The organism is Arthrobacter sp. TJ-263, assembly GCF_058269155.1.
In genome coordinates this window covers 2143302-2160627 of record NZ_JBZCNE010000001.1, presented here as the reverse complement: position 1 = coordinate 2160627, position 17326 = coordinate 2143302, and the positions used below count along the sequence as shown (strand labels likewise).

The following is a 17326-nucleotide window of genomic DNA, read 5'->3' as shown; positions in this document are numbered from 1 at the left end:
GGCAGCCGGGAGGGTGACGTGTCCCACCTGAATGGTCCGGAGCGTGGTCGGTCGTATCCCGGCACGCTACTGCCGCGTCTCAACGTTTCCTCACGGTCTGTTCACGGGACGATCAATTCGTCCGCGCCGACGGGCGGAATTGTGTGAAAGTCTTGTCCCATGTCCGTTTCCACGTCGCAGCGCTCCGCGCTCATCGTCGAGGATGATCTGGATATCCGGGAACTGCTGGCGACGACCCTTCGCATGAACGGATTCAGGGTCATCGAAGCGTCCACGGGGCTCGAGGGCCTGGCCGCCCTGAAGGAGCACCGGCCGGACCTCATCACCCTCGACCTGAACCTGCCGGACCTCGACGGTGTCGAGGTCTGCCGCCAGAGCCGGTCCCTCAGCGACGCGTACATCGTGATGGTGACCGCCCGGCAGGACGAGATCGACCGGCTGATCGGCCTGGAGATCGGTGCGGACGACTTCATCGGGAAGCCCTTCAGCCCGCGGGAGTTCTCGGCGCGCGTCTCGGCGATGTTCCGCCGCCCCCGCACCGCGCTGCCTCAGCAACCCGAGGCGCCGGGCAACGACCTGCTGCAGCACGAGGAGCTCACCATGGACGTGGAGGGGCGCACGGTGACCCTGGCCGGCCGGGAGCTGGCATTGACCCGGATCGAATTCGACCTGCTCGAGACCCTCCTCAGCGGTGCGCAGCGCGTCTGGACGCGGGAGGCGCTCCTGAACCGCGTCTGGGGGGACGGCTGGAGCCAGGACCACCACCTCGTCGAGGTACATATCCGCAACCTGCGCAAGAAACTGGGCGAGGACATGAGCAACCCCCGCTTCATCCGCACCGTCCGGGGCGTCGGGTACCGGATGATGCCGGGGGACGCGCGACGTTGAGTGCTGCGAGGTTCGTCCTGGCCATGGATGGTATCGGGCGGGCCGGACGGTCCTCCATCGGCTGGTGCTAGGAACGCGCGGATACCAGTTCGGGGTCGCTGGGATAGTGCAGACCCATCTGACGGCGTGCCTCGTCCAGCAGTTCCATCATGGCCACCGACTCCGCGGGGGTCATGTGGGGGCTCTCGGTCATCCCGGCCTGCAGGCAACGGGTCACTTCCCGCAGCTCATAGCCGAACCCGTTCCCGAATGTCTCGAAGTGCTCCGTCCGTAGCGTGCCCTGCCGGGGTTGGATGATGAGCTCGGCGGGGTTGAACAGGGGCGCGGAGGAGCGAAGCCACCCTTCCGTGCCTCCCACGGTGACGATGCTTGGGCATTCGGCGCCGATGGACGTGATGAGTTGGGCCTGCGCACCGCCGTCGTAGGTGAGGGTGACGGCGTTCTGCAGGTCGATGCCGTCGGAGGTCAGGACGCCCGTGGCCCTCAGGGTGCGGGGTTCGCCGAGGGCTCCGAGTGCCCAGGTCAGCGGATACACCGCGAGGTCCAGGAGTGCACCACCGCCGGCGGCCGGGTCCCACGTCCGCGACGCCGGGTCGAACGCGGGGGCGAAGCCGACGTCGGCCTGCAACCAGCGGGGTTCGCCGATCTCACCCGACCGCAGGATCTTGACGGCCCGGCGGAAGCTCGGCAGGAACCGTGTCCAGACGGCTTCCATGAGGAACAGTCCGCGGGCCCGGGCGAGGTCGGCGAGTTCGCGGGCCTGCGTGGCATCCATGGCGATGGGCTTCTCGCAGAGAACGTGCTTCCCGGCTGTCAGCGCGGCCAGGGCGATGCTGTGGTGCTGGGCGTGGGGCGTGGCGATGTAGACCACGTCGACGGCGGGGTCGGCGAGCAGGCGTTCGTAGCCCGAAGTGTCACCGGTGTCCGAGTAGGCCTTCGTGAACCCGAACCGGAGGGCGAAAGCACGGGCGGAAGCTTCGCTGCGAGAGCTGACCCCATGGAGGACCGCGTCGTCGAGGAGGGCGAGGTCCTGCACCACCCGGGCGGCGATGGAACCGGTGGCAATGACGCCCCAGCGGATGGGACGTCCTGTCGCGGTGGACGGGGCAATCGTGCTGACGGGAGCAGGAAGCATCGGAGTGCCTTTCAGGGCTTGATGGACGTGCTTGATGGATGTGGAGGTGATGGAGGCAGGAGCCCACGTGCGGCACGCGCGATGCACACGGTAGGACGGTGGAGGTGCTTCGGAAGGACTAGACGGACTCGCGGATCACGAGTGAGGTGGGCAACACTGTCACGCGGTCGGTGGGCCTGCCCTCGATGAGGCTCACCAGGGTCTCAGCCATCTTCTTGCCGAGTTCGACGATGGGGTGATGCACCGTCGTCAGGGCTGGGGTCACGGAGGTCGCGAAGGAATCATCGTCGAAGCCGACCACGGCGATGTCCTCCGGGATGCGCAGGCCCCTGCCCTGGATCGCGGTGTATGCGCCGGCCGCCATCTGATCGTTGCCCGCGAACACGGCGTCGATGGGCATCCCGCGGTCCAGCAGCCGGTGCATCGCCCGGGCGCCGGAGGCGAGCGTGAAGTCCCCGACCTCCACGAGGCTGTCGTCGAGGCCGGCCTCCCGGACCGCGGTGCGCCAGCCGGCGAGCCGGTCCAGGCCCGGAGGCATGTCCTGTGGTCCTGCGACGGTGGCCACGTGCTTCCGGCCGCTGTCGGTCAGCTGCCGGGTGGCGCTGTACGCCGCCTGTTCGTTGTCGACTTCCACGTAGTAGCTCTCCATGCCGCCGATCAGGGGCCGTCCGGCGAACACCATGGGAAGCGAATCGGAGAGGTGCGTCCAGGAGTGGTCGCCGCTGTGGTGCGACACCACCAGGACACCGTCGACGTTGCCGCCGAGCAGGAAGCTGCGGGTCTTTCCCGGCTTGGATTCCGAGGAGATCACCATGTTCAGCGTGTAGTCGGTATCAGCCAGATACAGGGCGATCCCCTGGACCACCGACGCGAAGAAAGGATCGGCGAAGACCTTCGACGTCGACTCGGGGACGATCAGCGTGACGGCGTTCGCCCGGCGCTTGGCAAGTGAGCGCGCCGCACGGTTCGGCGTGTAGTCGAGGGCGAGGATGGCTCTCTTCACGGACTGCGCCAGCTCCGGATCCACGCTCGGGCTCTCATTGACGACACGGGATACGGTCGCCCGCGAGACCCCGGCCAGGGCAGCCACCATTTCGAGGGTGGCTGCCGGCCGGGTCCTTCCTGCGTCCTGCGTCATCGTCATCTCCGGAACGTCGAAAAGTATGCCGTGAGGGCTACTTTAGGCGTTCGCCGGTGCAAGGTCGGGGTACTTCGCCGCTGCGATGACTCGGGCGTACGCCAGTCCACTGTCCTTCACCGTCCGCTCGAAGGTGTCGTAGTCCACGCGGACCACCCCGAAGCGCTTGCCGTACCCCCAGGACCACTCGAAGTTGTCGAGGAGCGACCAGACGAAGTAGCCGCGCACGTCGGCGCCCTGGTCGATGGCCTCGCCGACGGCTGTGATGTGGTCGAGGACGAACTGCGTCCGCTCGGCGTCGTGGACCGCTCCGTCGGGGGTCACGACGTCGTCGTACGCTGCGCCGTTCTCCGTGATGTACAGCGGCGGGAGGGTCGGATACTCCTCGCCGAGGCGCACCAGGAGTGTGCGCAGCCCATCCGGGTTGACCTCCCAGTTCATGGCCGTGCGCGGCAGGCCACGGCTCGGGAACGTGATGTCCTCGGACCCGATCCAGCACGACGACGTCGGGCGGGTCGCACCGCCGGAGTGCCCGTCATCGTGCTCGGTCGCGGGGTGACCGCTGATGAGGTCGTCGTGATAGTGGTTGACGCCCAGGAAATCGATCGGAGCGCCGATGATGTCCAGGTCACCGGGCCGGATGACGTCCCGGAGGCCGAACTGCTCGAGGTCGTCGAGGGTGTCCTCCGGGTAGGCGCCGCGGAGGATCGGATCGAGGAAGATCCTGTTCTGCAGCGAGTCGAACCGGCGCGCGGCATCGAGGTCGACGGGATCGGACGGGTCCCGGGGGATCGAATTGCTGAGATTGAGGGTGATCCCGAGCTGCTGGGCACCGCGCCCCCGCAGCTCGTTGACGGCGAGCCCGTGGGCGAGGTGCTGGTGGTGGATCGCGGCGACGGCCGCCCGGGGTTCCTGACGTCCCGGGGCGTGCACGCCGGCCGCGTAACCGAGCAGGGACGAGCAGAACGGTTCGTTGAACGTGGTCCAGTGCTGCACGCGGTCACCGAGCACCGAGTACACGTCGTTCGCGTACTCGACGAAACGGTAGGCGGTATCGCGATCGGCCCAGCCGCCCTTCTCCTCGAGCGCCTGGGGCAGGTCCCAGTGGTAGAGGGTCAACCAGGGAAGGATCCCGGCGGTGAGGAGTTCGTCGACCAACCGTGAGTAGAAGTCCAGGCCCTCGGCGTTCGGCCCGCGATCACCCGGCCGGACGCGGGACCAGCTCGTCGAGAACCGGTAGGAGCCCAGGCCCATCTCCTTCATGATCGCCACGTCTTCCGGCATGCGGTGATAGTGCTGCACGCCGTCCTTCAGGGTCTCGCCGTTGGCGATGGCGCCCGGGAGGCGAGCGAAGGCGTCCCAGACGGAGTCCTCCTTGCCGCCCTCGTGACTGGCGCCTTCGACCTGGGCCGCGGCGGTGGCCGAGCCCCAGAGGAAGCCCTCGGGCCAGGTCCTTGCGCTGGGTGGGACCGGCTGGTGGTGTGTTGCGTCGAGTGGCATTAGCCCTTCACTGCTCCTTGCATGATTCCGGATATGAGTTGACGTCCCGCGATGACGAAGAGCACCAGGAGCGGGAGGGTGGCCATGACGGCGCCGGCGAGGACGATGGAGTAGTCCACGTAGCGGGCCGATTGCAGCTGGCTGAGCGCCGTCTGCAGAGTGGGGTTGCCAGGACCGAGCACCAGCAGCGGCCAGAGGAAGTCGGTCCAGGCCGTCATGAAGGTGAACAGGCCGAGGATCGCCATCGCCGGGCGTGCTGCAGGCAGTGCAACGTGCCAGAAGGTGGAGATCATGGACGCGCCGTCCATGCGGGCGGACTCGATGAGCTCGTCGGGGATGACGTCCACGAGGTACTGGCGCATGAAGAACACGCCGAACGCCGTGACGAGCGTGGGGATGACGACGGCGCCGATCTCACCGGTCCAGCCGAGCGTCCGCATCAGCATGAACAGTGGGATGATCCCGAGCTGGGTGGGAATCGCCATGGTCGCGATCACGGCGACCATGAGCCCGTTGCGGCCGCGGAAGCGGAGCTTGGCGAATGAATATCCGGCGAGGGTCGAGAACACGACCACCGACACCGTGATGATCCCCGAGATCAGCACACTGTTGCCGAGCGCGAGCCAGAACGGGACGGTGTCGAAGACCTCGCCGACGTTCGTCCAGAAATTACCGCCCGGGAGCAGGGGTGGCCACGTCTGGCCGAGCGCCTCGTTGGACCGGCTGCCGATGATCACGGACCACCAGAGGGGGTAGGCGGAGGCCAGGAAGAAGGCCATCAGCAGTCCATAGGTCAGGAACCCCGGCCTGCGGCCGTTGCCGAGCAGACCGCGCCGCAGGCCACGTCCCCGGCGCTCGGGTGCTGCCGTCGTCGTGCGCTGCCTGGTATCGATGGCCGTCATCGCGTGGTCCTCTCGTCCTTGCCTTGTGATGTACCGGCCGATGCAGTGGATTCCGGTGCAGGCTCGGCAACGGGTGCCGGTGGCTGCGGACGGACGGCGGGTAGCACCAGCGCCGGAGGTGCGGAGCGCCTACGACGCCGGCGGGATTTCCTGCCCGATCCACGGTCGTCGCCGGTGGTGGCGATCCTCCGTGAGATCAGGTAGTTCACGAGACCGAACAGGACGATGATCAGGAACAGGAGCCACGCGATGGTGGATGCCTTGCCGAAGTTCGACCGCTGGAATGCCATCTCGTAGAGGTAGAGCACCGTTGTCTGGAACTGCGCCGACGTTCCCCCGTACGTCCGCGGATCGAAGAGGCGGGGCTCGGTGAAGATCTGCAGCCCGCCGATCGTGGCGGTGATCACCACGAAGATCATGGTGGGCCGGATGCTCGGCAGCGTGATGCTGAAGAAGCGGCGGAATGTTCCGGCTCCGTCGATCGCAGCGGATTCGTAGATGTCGCGGGGTACGGACTGCATGGCTGCCAGCAGGATCAGGGCGTTGTAGCCGGTCCAGCGCCAGTTCACCATGGTGGCGATCGCGATGTGGCTCGGCAACGTCTCGTTCAGCCAGAGGATCCGGTCGATCCCGAAGCTCTCCAGGATGTTGTTGATCAGCCCGTACTGCTCACCGAACAGATTCGAGAAGATCAGGGCGACGGCGACGGGGGTCACGATGTAGGGAAGCAGGATGCTCATGCGCCAGAACGTCTTGGCGCGGATGTGCTGGTCCAGCACCGCCGCGATCGCAGTGGCGACGATCAGCTGCGGGATGGTCGAGAGCAGGAAGATGCTCATCGTGTTGAACAGCGAGTTCCAGAAGAAGCGGTCCTGGAGGACTTCCTGGAAGTTCCGCAGGCCCACGAATTCGCCCTGCCCCTTGAGCAGGTGCCAGTCGAAGAGCGAGACGAAGAAGGTGTAGCCGAGAGGGAAGAGGCCTACCAGGGCGAAGAGGATGAAGAACGGTGAGATGTACAGGTAGGGCGAGGCCTTCATGTCGAAGACGTTCAGTCGCTGACGGAAGGTGAGGGTGGGTTTCGCAGGGGCAGGGCTGCCGGCTGCCGGGCGGTTCAGTGTCGTGGTCATGAGGTTCCAGACTCCAGGGGGGGCCTCCGGTGCTGACGGAGGCCCCGCGGCCGGTGCTGCTAGTTGTTCACGACGCGGTCATTGAGGAGGGAGACGGCTTCATCCCAGGCCTCGTCGGCCGTGCCTGCACCGGAGTCGAGGATCTTCAGGGCCGGAGCGAAGACGTTCTCCTGGATCTCCGAGTCCTGCGGGCCCTTGAACTGGGCCACGACGCCTTCGGCGCGCGATGCGAAGATCTCCCCGTACGGAGCGTCGTTGAAGAGCTCGTTGGGCACGGCGTCCTCGACGATCTTCTGCTGGGCCTCGAGCGTGCTCGGGAAGTTGTTCGCGGCTGCGGACTGCTTCACCTGCTGTTCCGGAGCTGTCAGCCAGGTGGCCAGCTTCGCGGCTTCAGCGGGGTGCTCGGAGCTCTCGGGGACGGAGAGGAAGGCGCCGCCCCAGTTGGACGCACCACCCGGGAAGACATCGGCGACGTCCCAGCCCGTCTCGGGGCCGCCACCGGCGGCTTCCAGCTGCTCCTTGATGGTTCCGAGCATCCAGGCCGGGCAGACGTGCACGGCGAAGGAACCATCCACGAAGGCCTTGCCCTTGCCCCAGTCGAACTGCTTCTGGTTCGCTGACAGGCCGTCGGCCGTGCCTGCCGCGAGGAGGTCGAACTGGGCGCGCATCGCCTCGTTGCCCTCGACGTTCAGCTCACCGTCAGCGGTGTAGTAGCCCTCCTCCATCTGGTTGACCATCGAATTCCAGACGAACGCCGACTGGTCGTACCAGGCCTTGCCCGTCGTCTCGTTGTACTGGCGGCCCAGATCGAAATAGGTCTCCCACGTCGCGTCGTCGCCACCGAAGAGTTCGGCGACCTCCTCGCGGTCCGTCGGGAAGCCTGCTGCCTCGAACAGCTCACGGTTGAAGCACAGGGCCTGCGGGCCGATGTCCGTGCCGAGGCCGATCACGCGACCGTCGGGGTCGGTGCCCTGCTCGAACTTCCAGTCGACCCAGTTGTCCTTGACGTCCGAGACGCCGTACTCGTTGAGGTCCACGAACTGGTCCGAGACCTCCATGATCGAACCGAGCCAGCCCTCCTCGACGGCGACGACGTCGCTCAGACCCGAGCCGGCGGCGAGCTTGGTGAAGGCGTCGGTGCGGGCGTTGGCGCTGCCGTCGATGTTGTTGGCCTCGATGGTCACGCCGGGATTCTGCTCCTCGTACTCGGCGTACAGATCGTCGTAGCCGAACTGGCCGAAGGTCGTGACGGTCAGGGTAATGGGGTTGTCGGCACTGGCGGCCTCGTCACTGCCGCCGCTGCAGCCCGATGCCACCATGGCCAGGGATGCGACGCCGGCGAGGGCGGTGATTTTCCTGAGTCGCGAGAGTTCCACGATCACTCCTTTGTGTGTGTCGGAGCGACCGACGCCGGCGGCGTGAGAGCGCTCTCTGGGATGTCGCATCACTGTATGTGCTGTTTGTCACACCCGTCAAGAGAGCGCTCTCTCACACTCGGTCAGATAGGGAGATGGTGTCCGGAGGACGCCGGCGGTTGCCTCGCCGGCGTCGACCGGGTGGGCCACGGCTGCGCATGTCCCGACGGCCGGCCTCCCGGTACCAGGACGCCCGGAACGATGTCGACTTGTCGCCGGATGGAACACTTGGAACGTGGCACATCTCGACGTATCCGGTATCGACTACTTCCTCTCCGACGGCAGGCAACTGCTCAACGGCGTCGCCTTCAAGGTCGGCGACGGCCACAAGACGGCCCTGATCGGCCCGAACGGCACGGGCAAGACCACCCTCCTGCGCATCGTGTCCGGCGACCTGTCACCCGACGAGGGGGCGGTGAGCCGGTCGGGGACGATGGGCATCATGCGGCAGTTCGTCGGTCAGGTCCGTGACGACTCGACGGTCCGCGACCTCCTCGTCTCCGCCGCGCCGCCCCTGCTCGCGGCGGCTGCGCAGCGGATCGAGGACGCCGAACTCGCGATGATGGAGGCCGACGACGAGCCGACGCAGATGACGTACGCGCAGGCGATCGCCGACTGGGGTGACGCAGGCGGCTACGAGCTCGAGACCACCTGGGACGAGGTCACGATGGCCGCCCTCGGTGTGCCGTTCGACCGCGCCCAGTACCGTGCGGCGTCGTCCCTCTCGGGCGGAGAGCAGAAGCGGCTCGTGCTGGAGGCTCTGTTCTCGGGTCCCGACGAGCTCCTGCTCCTGGACGAGCCCGACAACTACCTGGACGTGCCCGGCAAACGCTGGCTCGAGGGGAAGCTGCGGGAGTCGAAGAAGTCGGTGCTGTTCGTGAGCCACGACCGCGAGCTGCTCGCCAATGCGGCCACGCGCATCGTGACGCTGGAACCCGGAGTCCTCGGGGCCTCGTCGTGGACCCACGGCGGGGGGTTCGAGACCTACCTGAAGGCGCGGGAGGACCGCAACGCGCGGTTCGAGGAACTCCGCAAGCGCTGGGACGAGGAGCACCTCAAGCTCAAGGAACTCGTCAACATGTACAAGAACAAGGCTGCGTTCCGCTCGGACATGGCGAACCGGTACCACGCGGCGCAGACACGGCTGGCGAAGTTCCTCGAAGCCGGCCCGCCCGAGGCCATCCCCCTCGAGCAGAACGTGTCGATGCGGCTGGCGGGAGGGCGGACCGCCAAGCGCGCCGTCGTCGCCCGGAAGCTCGAACTGACGGGCCTCATGAAGCCCTTCAGCACCGAGATCTGGTTCGGGGACCGCGTGGGCGTGCTCGGCTCCAACGGCTCGGGCAAGTCCCACTTCCTGCGGTTGCTCGCCGCCGGCGGGTCCGACCCGGACAAGGAGCACCAGCCCGTGTCCGACGTCGACATCGCCGCCGTGCCGCACGAGGGCTCCGTGAAGCTGGGTGCGCGGATCCGCCCCGGGTTCTTCGCGCAGACGCACTCCCGCCCGGACCTCCTCGGCCGGACCCTCGTGGACATCCTGCACCGCGGCGACGAGCACCGGTCGGGGCTGGGTCGGGAGGCTGCGTCCGCCGTGCTGGACCGCTACGGGCTCGCCGCGCAGGCGGAGCAGCCGTACGACTCCCTGTCCGGCGGCCAGCAGGCGAGGTTGCAGATCCTGCTGCTGGAACTCTCCGGGGCCACCCTCCTGCTGCTCGACGAGCCGACGGACAACCTGGACCTTCATTCGGCGGAGGCCCTGGAGCACGCCATCGACGCCTTCGAGGGGACCGTCATCGCCGTCACGCACGACCGTTGGTTCGCCAGGAGCTTCGACCGCTTCCTGGTCTTCGGCTCCGACGGCAAGGTGTACGAGACGAAGGAGCCCGTGTGGGATGAGAGCAGGGTCGTCCGCGCCCGTTAGGACCCTTCGTCCACACGTCCTCCACACGCTTTCCACAGGGTTATCCCCAACCGGTGGATAAGTGGCGGCGCCGTCGGGGTGATCGGACGTTAAGTGCATCGGGGTGGCACGGGGCGAGGGGGAGGCGCGGACGGCGTGCGTTTGAAGTGCGCGGCAGCGCCCCCTACGGTTGCAGAATGAAGCCCCCCGTCCGAGCAGCCATGTTCGCCACCTATGCGATCTTCGGGCTCAACGGTCTCGTGTTCGCCAGCTGGGCCGCTCGGATCCCCGCCGCCTCGAGCACCCTGGGCCTGGGCGCCGGCCAGACGGGGACCCTGCTGCTCATCGGGGCCATCGGCTCGGTGCTGTCCCTGCCGTTGGCCGGCCTCGCCGCCGCCCGCTTCGGCACCGGCAACACCGTCCGCCTCGGGGGAACCGCGGCGGGCCTGGCGGCGGTCGCGGTCGCGCTCGGCCTCGTGACCGTCTCGGTGCCGGTGGTCGCGGTCGGGCTGTTCCTGTTCGGGAGCGGGATCGCCCTCTGGGACGTGGGACAGAACATCGAGGGGGCCGACGTCGAACGCCGGGTCGGGCGGACCATCATGCCGCGCTTCCACGCCGCGTTCAGCGGCGGAGCCTTCGTGGGCGCCCTGATCGGTGCGGGACTGTCGGCGCTCGACGTACCGCTGTCCACGCACCTCGCCGCCGTCGCCGTCCTCAGCCTCGCAGTGTCGCTGTGGACGCCGCGGTACTTCCTGCCGGACACCGCGAGCGGCGAGGCCGCCTCCGATGCGCCGCGGCGATCCCGGGGGAGGGGCCTCGGCGCATGGGGCGAGCCCCGGACCCTGCTGATCGGCCTCGTGGTGCTGGGCGCCGCGCTGACCGAGGGCGCCGCGAACGACTGGGTGGCGAAAGCCACGGTGGACGGACTGGGGACCGCGGAGAGCACCGGCGCCGTCATGTTCGCCGTCTTCGTCGCCGCCATGACGGCGCTGCGCTTCGTCGGCGGTCCCCTGATCGACCGGTTCGGCCGCGTGCGGGTCCTCCAGGCCGGCCTGGGCTCCTCCCTCGTGGGACTCGTGCTGTTCGTCGTCGCCCCTTCCGTACCGCTGGCCGCCGTCGGCGCCATCCTCTGGGGTGCGGGAGCGGCCCTCGGCTTCCCGATGGGCATGTCCGCCGCAGCGGACGAGCCCGAGCACGCCGCGGCACGGGTCTCGGTGGTGTCCACCATCGGGTACACGGCGTTCCTCGCCGGCCCGCCGCTCCTCGGTTTCCTCGGCGACGTCGTCGGGATCCGCACGGCGCTGCTCGCCGTGGGGGTGGCCGTGCTGGCGTCCTTCCTCGTCGCGCCGGCCGCCCGTGAGCGGACCGCCGCCACCGAGGCATTGCGGACAAGTCCTGACCGAATTCCCTAGGTCACGCTGAAGGATAAGTTCTACCCTTTTCCTCATGGCGATTATCGAGGCAGAAGGTCTGAAGAAAACCTATTCATCGAAGAGCGGGCCCGTACATGCGCTCGACGGCATGGATCTCTCCGTTCCTCAGGGAACAGTCAAGGCCCTGCTGGGGCCCAACGGTGCAGGGAAGACCACCGTGGTCAAGATCCTCACCACACTCATCCAGCCGACGGCGGGCACGGCCCACATCGACGGCATCGACGTCCGCCGGAATCCGAAGGCAGCACGCCGCATCATCGGCGTCTCCGGCCAGTATGCAGCCGTGGACGAGAACCTGACCGGACTCGAGAACCTCGAGATGGTGGGCCGGCTGTACCATCTCGGCGGCCGTGAAGCGCGCCGCCGGGCGCAGGAGCTGATCGACCAGTTCGAGCTGACGGAGGCCGGCAACCGCCCCGTCAAGGGCTTCTCCGGCGGCATGCGGCGCCGGATCGACCTCGCCGGAGCGCTGGTCATCAACCCCAAGATCCTCTTCCTCGACGAACCGACCACGGGGCTCGATCCCCGCAGCCGGATCTCGCTGTGGGGCATCATCCAGAACCTCGTCAAGGACGGTACCACGCTGCTGCTGACCACGCAGTACCTCGAGGAGGCGGACCAGCTCTCGGACGACATCGCGGTGATCGACGGCGGCAGGACCATCGCCGAGGGCACCTCGGACCAGCTGAAGGCGCAGATCGGCGGGCATCGCGTGGTCGTGTCGCTCGTCGAGGCAGCCGACGCCGGCGCCGCGGCGGGGATCCTCGCTCGCCACGGGGAGGGCGTGCCCGTGGTCGGTGCCGACGGCCGCAGCATCGAGGTGGCCGTGACCGAGGGCCCGCGGGCCCTCCAGTACATCCTGTCCGAACTCGGGGAGGGTGGCATCCAGCTGCACGACGCCGGCATGCGGCGTCCCAGCCTCGACGACGTGTTCCTGCAGCTGACGGGTCACCGCGCCGAGGACACCGACCAGCCAGCGCCCCAGAAGGAGGCGGCAGCATGAGCGTCCTTGCCCCCGAGGACCGGCAGCCCGAGAACCAGGGTCCATCCACGCCGCAGGGCACGCCCTCCGACCGGTCATCCGAGCTGGCCATGTGGTTCTCCGACGGGTGGACCGTCACCAAGCGGAACCTCATCAAACTGAAGCGCTCGCCGGACATGCTGGTGTTCGCCGTCCTGCAGCCCATCATGTTCGTGCTGCTCTTCAGCCAGATCTACGGTGGCTCCATCCAGGTGGAGGGCAGCGACTACACGCAGTACCTGATGGCCGGCATCTTCGCCCAGACGGTGATCTTCGGGTCCACGTTCTCCGGCTCGGCGATGGCCCAGGACCTCAAGGACGGCATCATCGACCGCTTCCGCACCCTGCCCATGAGCTCGTCGGCCGTCCTCGTCGGACGGACCAACAGCGACCTCGTGCTCAACACGCTCTCCGTGTTGATCATGATGGGCACGGGCTTCCTGGTCGGCTGGCGCGTCAACACCCCGCTGACCAGCGTGCTCGCCGGCATCGGTCTGCTGCTGCTCTTCTCCTACGCCTTCAGCTGGGTCATGGCTCTGCTGGGCATGTCGGTGAAGAGCCCGGAGGTCATCAACAACGCCTCCTTCATGATCCTGTTCCCACTCACGTTCATCTCCATCGCCTTCGTCCAGTCCCAGAACCTCCCGGGGCCTCTGGAGACCTTCGCCAACTGGAATCCGGTCTCAGCGCTGGTGCAGGCGGTCCGTGAACTCTTCGGCAACACGGGGACCGTCCCGACGCCCGACGTGTGGCCCATGCAGAACGCCCTCCTGACCGTGCTGATCGGGGCGGCTCTCATGCTCGTGGTCTTCGTGCCACTCAGCGTGCGGAAGTTCGCGTCCATCAGCAGCCGCTAGCGAACGCTGCGTCCGTCCGTCGCCGGCGTCGTCCGAAAGAGGTACTGCCGCACTCTCCGCGATCATCCCTGGGGCCGGTGACCCGCACCGGCCCCACGCCTACTGTTGGTAGGGGAGCCGCGCCCGCGGCATCCCGGACGTGGAACCATCACGAAGGACACTCTAATGATCGAGGCTCAGGCCCTCTCGAAGCGGTACGGCGCCAAGGTGGCGGTCGATGCTGTTTCCTTCACCGTGCAGCCCGGTAAGGTGACCGGTTTCCTCGGCCCGAACGGTGCCGGGAAGTCCACCACGATGCGCATGATCGTCGGGCTCGACAACCCCTCCGGCGGGCGCGTGACCGTCAATGGGCGGCCCTATGCCCAGCACAGGGCCCCGCTGCGGGAGGTGGGTGCGCTCCTGGACGCCAAAGCCGTCCATACCAAGCGTTCGGCCTACAACCACCTCCGGGCCATGGCGGCGACCCACGGCATCCCGAACAGCCGGGTCAGGGAGGTCATCGAGCTCACCGGACTCGGCCCGGTGGCGAAGAAGCGGGTCGGCGGGTTCTCCCTGGGCATGGGCCAGCGACTCGGGATCGCGGCCGCGCTGCTGGGGGACCCGCACACGATCATCCTCGACGAGCCCGTGAACGGTCTGGACCCGGAGGGCGTGCAGTGGGTGCGTCACCTGGCGAAGGGGCTCGCGTCCGAGGGGCGCACGGTCTTCCTGTCCTCGCACCTGATGTCGGAGATGGCGTTGACGGCGGATCATCTGATCGTGATCGGCCGCGGCCGGATCATCGCCGACGCCCCCATCCAGTCCATCATCGACGGGCAGGGCAAGGCCCGGGTCAGGGTGCGGGCGGACCGCCCCCAGGACCTGCTCGGCGGCCTCGCCGGGGAGGGCGTCAGTTCCCAGGTGCTCGAGCCCGAACTGGTCGAGATCACCGGGGTCGAGCCCCGCCGTATCGCGGAGGTCGCCCTCCGGGAGCGCGTCCTGGTGTACGAGCTCACGCCGTTGCAGGTGTCCCTCGAGGACGCCTACATGCAGCTCACCCAGACCGAAGTCGAGTACCACTCGCATGCCCTGCCCGCCGCCGGCGAGGCCCCCGCGCTCGTGGAAGGACGCTGACCATGGCCACCTCGACACCCCCCGCTCCCGCCCGGCAGTCGCACAAGCAGGCCGAACCCGGTCCCGGCGTGAACTTCGGCCGCGTCCTGAAGTCCGAGTGGATCAAGGTCACCACCGTCCCCTCGACCGTCATCCTGATCGTCTCGACCGTCGTCGTGATGGTGGGGCTCGCTGCCCTCGCGGCCTGGGCCATCTCCATCACGCAGCAGGACCTCGGGTCCTCCGGTGCCCCCCAGGGCGGCCAGGGCGGGCCGCCCGCCGATTTCGACCCGGCCAGTCAGGCCTGGGAGATCCCGTCCTCCGGGCTCATCTTCGGGCAACTGCTGATCGCCTCCCTCGCCGTGGTCCTCATCGCCTCCGAGTGGGCCACCGGCATGATCCGGTCCACGATGGTCGCCGTCCCAAAGCGCGCCCCGGCCCTGCTGGCGAAGAACGCGATCATCGCGATCATCGCCTTCGTCGTCGGCGCCGTGTCCGCCTTCCTTTCCTATCTCGTGGCCCAGCCGATCCTCGCCGGGGAGGACCTGGACTTCGCCATCACGACCGAGGGCGTCCTGCCCAGCATCCTGAACTCCGGCAGCTACCTGGCGTTCATCGCCATCATCTCGATGGGCATCGGGACGCTGCTCCGCAACACAGCGGGCGGCGTGGTCACGGCGGTCGCCCTGTTCTTCGTGGTTCCCGTGATCATCGTGAACCTGCTGTCCGGCCTGGCCGACTGGATCCCCGATGCCGCCCGCTTCCTCCCCACGAACGCCGGTAACCAGCTGATCGCCATCTCGACCGAGAGCGACGCCCTGACCCAGTTCCAGGGTGGTCTCGTCATGGGGGCCTGGGCGCTCGTGCTCCTGGTGGCCTCCCTGCTGGTCACCAGGACGCGGGATGTCTAGGACGCCTTCCAGCCGGCGCCCGTGACGCGAAGCCATGACTGACCGACCCTTGGTGGGGGAGACCGCGGAACGAACGGCTGCGGTCTCCTTCACCGAGCTCAACGCCCGGCGGCTGGGGCCCTTCCGGCGGTTCTTCCGCAGCCATCCGCGGGCCATGGACGCCGTCGTCGTCCTGGTGTTCGTCCTGTTCGCCTTCCCGAACGCCGTTCTCGTCGTCCTCGACGACGACAACTGGCTCGGCGTGGCCGGTGTGGTGCTGGCCGCCACCGCGCTGGCGTTCCGCCGTGACCGGCCACTGCTCGTCCTTGCGCTCGTCGCGGTCCTCGACGTCCCGGTCAGCATCCTGACCGAGGGCGCCGGGAGCAGCGGGGTCGCCACCATGTTCGCCCTCTACACCGTGGCCGTGGCGTACCCGCTGCGGCAGGCGCTCGTTGCCGCCGCGGTGGCGACGGTCCTGTCGGTGAGCGCCCTGTTCCTCATCCCGGTCAGCACCTTCGGCGACGCGCCGGGCGTGATCTGGCTCCTCAGCGGATTCATCGTGATGTTCCTCGCCGTCGCCGTCGGCGTGGGGGTCACGGTGCGTCGGGATCGCCAGCACGAGAGCGTCCTGCGCGAGTGGGCCGCCCGGAACGCCGAGCTGGCGTCCGCGGGGGAGCGCAACCGGATCGCACGGGAGATGCACGACGTCGTCGCGCATTCACTGACCGTCATGGTGGCATTGTCCGACGGCGCCGCCGTCGTCATGAAGCGCGATCCCGAGCGAGCGGCGGCGGTGCTCGGCGAGTTGTCGGGCACGGGCCGCACGGCCATCGCCGACATGCGTCGCGTCCTCGGGGTCCTGCGGACCGAGGCCGTGAGCGGGTCCCTCGAGCCGTTGCCGGCGTCGAGTTCGCTGGCGCAACTGCTGGACGGCTTCCGCGCCGCGGGCCTGCCGCTGAGGGTGACCACGACGGGGCCGATGCTGCCGGAGGATCCCGCGTTCCAGCTGACGGTGTACCGGATCCTGCAGGAGTCCCTGACCAACGTCCTGCGGTACGGCAAGGGCGTCACGCTGGTCGACGTCGTGATCGCCCGGACCGGGGACGCGGTGGAGCTCCGCGTGGCGGACGACGGACGGGGTGCCATGGGGCCCGTCGCCTCGCTCGGCTCCGGCCAGGGCATCGCCGGCATGCGGGAGCGTGCCGCCATCTATGCCGGCACCGTCGAGTGCGGCGGCCGTCCTTCGGGCGGCTGGCTCGTCGAGGTGTGGCTGACAGTTCCCGACGCCTCCGGCGGACCGGGCAATCAACGGGGGAAAGAGAAAGATGACCACGCAGCACGACACACCGACCACGCCCATCAGGGTTCTGCTCGCTGACGACCAGCCGCTCCTGCGGATGGGCTTCCGGCTCATCCTCGAGGGCGAACCCGACCTGGAGATCGTCGGGGAGGCGTCCACCGGGGCCGAGGCCGTCCGGCTCACCGCCGACCTGTCGCCCGACGTCGTGCTGATGGACGTGCGGATGCCGCAGGGGGACGGCATCGAGGCGACGCGCCGGATCGCATCGTCGGGATCGTCCGCGCGGATCATCATCCTGACGACCTTCGACCTGGACGAGTACGCCTTCGCCGGGCTGCAGGCCGGCGCCTCGGCGTTCCTGCTCAAGGACGTGGCGCCCGAGGGGCTGGTGCAGGCGGTGCGCGTCGTCGCGAGCGGGGACGCCGTCGTCGCGCCGCGCGTCACGCAGCGGCTCCTCGAGACCTACGTGCGGTCCCTCCCACCGGTGCAGAGGACGACGGCGGCACCGGACCGGCGCCTCGCCGAGCTGACGCCCCGCGAACGGGAGGTGCTGGAGGCGATCGCCGAGGGCCTGTCCAACGCCGAACTCGCGGCCCGGTTCTTCCTGTCGGAAGCGACCATCAAGACGCACGTGCGGCGGATCCTGACGAAGCTGGACCTCAGGGACCGCGTGCAGGCCGTGGTGTACGCGTACGAGAACGCCATCGTGGTGCCGGGTCCTGCGCACTGAG

General features: G+C 68.2%; 15 protein-coding genes. 9 read left to right on the top strand and 6 right to left on the bottom strand.

The window, feature by feature from the left end:
• The first annotated feature begins 159 nt into the window (after window positions 1-159).
• On the top strand, window positions 160-888 hold the full coding sequence (locus AC4D2F_RS10455; protein WP_490910464.1) for a winged helix-turn-helix domain-containing protein: 729 nt from the start codon (window positions 160-162) through the stop codon (window positions 886-888).
• A 67-nt stretch (window positions 889-955) separates the two neighbouring features.
• Here the strand turns inward: AC4D2F_RS10455 and AC4D2F_RS10450 are convergent, their stop codons facing one another.
• From AC4D2F_RS10450 to AC4D2F_RS10425, 6 genes are all read right to left on the bottom strand, one after another.
• Window positions 956-2023 (bottom strand): Gfo/Idh/MocA family protein, encoded by a 1068-nt coding sequence (locus AC4D2F_RS10450; RefSeq protein WP_490910463.1) that lies wholly within the window; start codon window positions 2021-2023, stop codon window positions 956-958.
• 118 nt (window positions 2024-2141) lie between these two features.
• Entirely contained in the window at window positions 2142-3161 is a 1020-nt protein-coding gene (locus AC4D2F_RS10445) for a LacI family DNA-binding transcriptional regulator (protein WP_104167596.1), read from the bottom strand.
• A gap of 42 nt (window positions 3162-3203) precedes the next feature.
• On the bottom strand, window positions 3204-4661 hold the full coding sequence (locus AC4D2F_RS10440; protein WP_104167597.1) for a GH1 family beta-glucosidase: 1458 nt from the start codon (window positions 4659-4661) through the stop codon (window positions 3204-3206).
• Window positions 4661-5563, bottom strand: a complete 903-nt coding sequence (locus AC4D2F_RS10435) for a carbohydrate ABC transporter permease (RefSeq protein ID WP_104167598.1) — start codon at window positions 5561-5563, stop codon at window positions 4661-4663. Before AC4D2F_RS10435 ends, AC4D2F_RS10440 begins: the two co-directional genes overlap by 1 nt.
• Window positions 5560-6690, bottom strand: a complete 1131-nt coding sequence (locus tag AC4D2F_RS10430; RefSeq protein WP_490910462.1) for a carbohydrate ABC transporter permease — start codon at window positions 6688-6690, stop codon at window positions 5560-5562. Before AC4D2F_RS10430 ends, AC4D2F_RS10435 begins: the two co-directional genes overlap by 4 nt.
• A 59-nt stretch (window positions 6691-6749) precedes the next feature.
• Window positions 6750-8066, bottom strand: coding sequence for an ABC transporter substrate-binding protein (locus AC4D2F_RS10425; RefSeq protein ID WP_490910461.1), 1317 nt, complete (start codon window positions 8064-8066; stop codon window positions 6750-6752).
• A gap of 274 nt (window positions 8067-8340) precedes the next feature.
• On the opposite strand from AC4D2F_RS10425, the gene AC4D2F_RS10420 reads away from it, so the two are divergent.
• The 8 genes from AC4D2F_RS10420 to AC4D2F_RS10385 all read left to right on the top strand — a co-directional run bounded on the left by AC4D2F_RS10420 (window position 8341) and on the right by AC4D2F_RS10385 (window position 17325).
• Window positions 8341-10023: an ABC-F family ATP-binding cassette domain-containing protein gene (locus AC4D2F_RS10420; protein ID WP_104167601.1), complete on the top strand. Its 1683-nt coding sequence runs from the start codon at window positions 8341-8343 to the stop codon at window positions 10021-10023.
• Window positions 10024-10199: 176 nt separating this feature from the next.
• Complete coding sequence (locus AC4D2F_RS10415) at window positions 10200-11414, top strand: MFS transporter (protein ID WP_490910460.1); 1215 nt, start codon at window positions 10200-10202, stop codon at window positions 11412-11414.
• A 34-nt stretch (window positions 11415-11448) separates the two neighbouring features.
• Window positions 11449-12438, top strand: coding sequence for an ATP-binding cassette domain-containing protein (locus AC4D2F_RS10410; protein WP_104167603.1), 990 nt, complete (start codon window positions 11449-11451; stop codon window positions 12436-12438).
• An 89-nt stretch (window positions 12439-12527) separates the two neighbouring features.
• Window positions 12528-13313, top strand: coding sequence for an ABC transporter permease (locus AC4D2F_RS10405; RefSeq protein ID WP_181033661.1), 786 nt, complete (start codon window positions 12528-12530; stop codon window positions 13311-13313).
• A gap of 165 nt (window positions 13314-13478) precedes the next feature.
• A complete protein-coding gene (locus AC4D2F_RS10400; RefSeq protein WP_490910459.1) occupies window positions 13479-14426 on the top strand; it encodes an ABC transporter ATP-binding protein in 948 nt (315 codons plus the stop codon).
• A 2-nt stretch (window positions 14427-14428) separates the two neighbouring features.
• On the top strand, window positions 14429-15316 hold the full coding sequence (locus AC4D2F_RS10395; RefSeq protein ID WP_104167606.1) for an ABC-2 transporter permease: 888 nt from the start codon (window positions 14429-14431) through the stop codon (window positions 15314-15316).
• Window positions 15317-15350: 34 nt separating this feature from the next.
• Window positions 15351-16673 carry a sensor histidine kinase gene (locus AC4D2F_RS10390; protein ID WP_490910458.1) on the top strand — a complete coding sequence of 441 codons (1323 nt, stop codon included), beginning with the start codon at window positions 15351-15353 and terminating at the stop codon, window positions 16671-16673.
• Window positions 16621-17325, top strand: coding sequence for a response regulator (locus tag AC4D2F_RS10385; protein WP_104167608.1), 705 nt, complete (start codon window positions 16621-16623; stop codon window positions 17323-17325). The genes AC4D2F_RS10390 and AC4D2F_RS10385 overlap by 53 nt, the downstream gene beginning before the upstream one ends.
• The last annotated feature ends 1 nt before the right edge of the window (window position 17326 follow it).

What these genes read in the sequence shown, in the direction of transcription:
- AC4D2F_RS10400 (WP_490910459.1), top strand. Translation starts at nt 13,479, where the DNA reads ATGATCGAGGCTCAGGCCCTCTCGAAGCGGTACGGCGCCAAGGTGGCG.
- AC4D2F_RS10435 (WP_104167598.1), bottom strand. Translation starts at nt 5,563, where the DNA reads ATGACGGCCATCGATACCAGGCAGCGCACGACGACGGCAGCACCCGAG.
- AC4D2F_RS10440 (WP_104167597.1), bottom strand. Translation starts at nt 4,661, where the DNA reads ATGCCACTCGACGCAACACACCACCAGCCGGTCCCACCCAGCGCAAGG.
- AC4D2F_RS10415 (WP_490910460.1), top strand. Translation starts at nt 10,200, where the DNA reads ATGAAGCCCCCCGTCCGAGCAGCCATGTTCGCCACCTATGCGATCTTC.
- AC4D2F_RS10455 (WP_490910464.1), top strand. Translation starts at nt 160, where the DNA reads ATGTCCGTTTCCACGTCGCAGCGCTCCGCGCTCATCGTCGAGGATGAT.
- AC4D2F_RS10395 (WP_104167606.1), top strand. Translation starts at nt 14,429, where the DNA reads ATGGCCACCTCGACACCCCCCGCTCCCGCCCGGCAGTCGCACAAGCAG.
- AC4D2F_RS10445 (WP_104167596.1), bottom strand. Translation starts at nt 3,161, where the DNA reads ATGACGCAGGACGCAGGAAGGACCCGGCCGGCAGCCACCCTCGAAATG.
- AC4D2F_RS10385 (WP_104167608.1), top strand. Translation starts at nt 16,621, where the DNA reads ATGACCACGCAGCACGACACACCGACCACGCCCATCAGGGTTCTGCTC.
- AC4D2F_RS10450 (WP_490910463.1), bottom strand. Translation starts at nt 2,023, where the DNA reads ATGCTTCCTGCTCCCGTCAGCACGATTGCCCCGTCCACCGCGACAGGA.
- AC4D2F_RS10405 (WP_181033661.1), top strand. Translation starts at nt 12,528, where the DNA reads ATGTGGTTCTCCGACGGGTGGACCGTCACCAAGCGGAACCTCATCAAA.
- AC4D2F_RS10410 (WP_104167603.1), top strand. Translation starts at nt 11,449, where the DNA reads ATGGCGATTATCGAGGCAGAAGGTCTGAAGAAAACCTATTCATCGAAG.
- AC4D2F_RS10390 (WP_490910458.1), top strand. Translation starts at nt 15,351, where the DNA reads ATGACTGACCGACCCTTGGTGGGGGAGACCGCGGAACGAACGGCTGCG.
- AC4D2F_RS10430 (WP_490910462.1), bottom strand. Translation starts at nt 6,690, where the DNA reads ATGACCACGACACTGAACCGCCCGGCAGCCGGCAGCCCTGCCCCTGCG.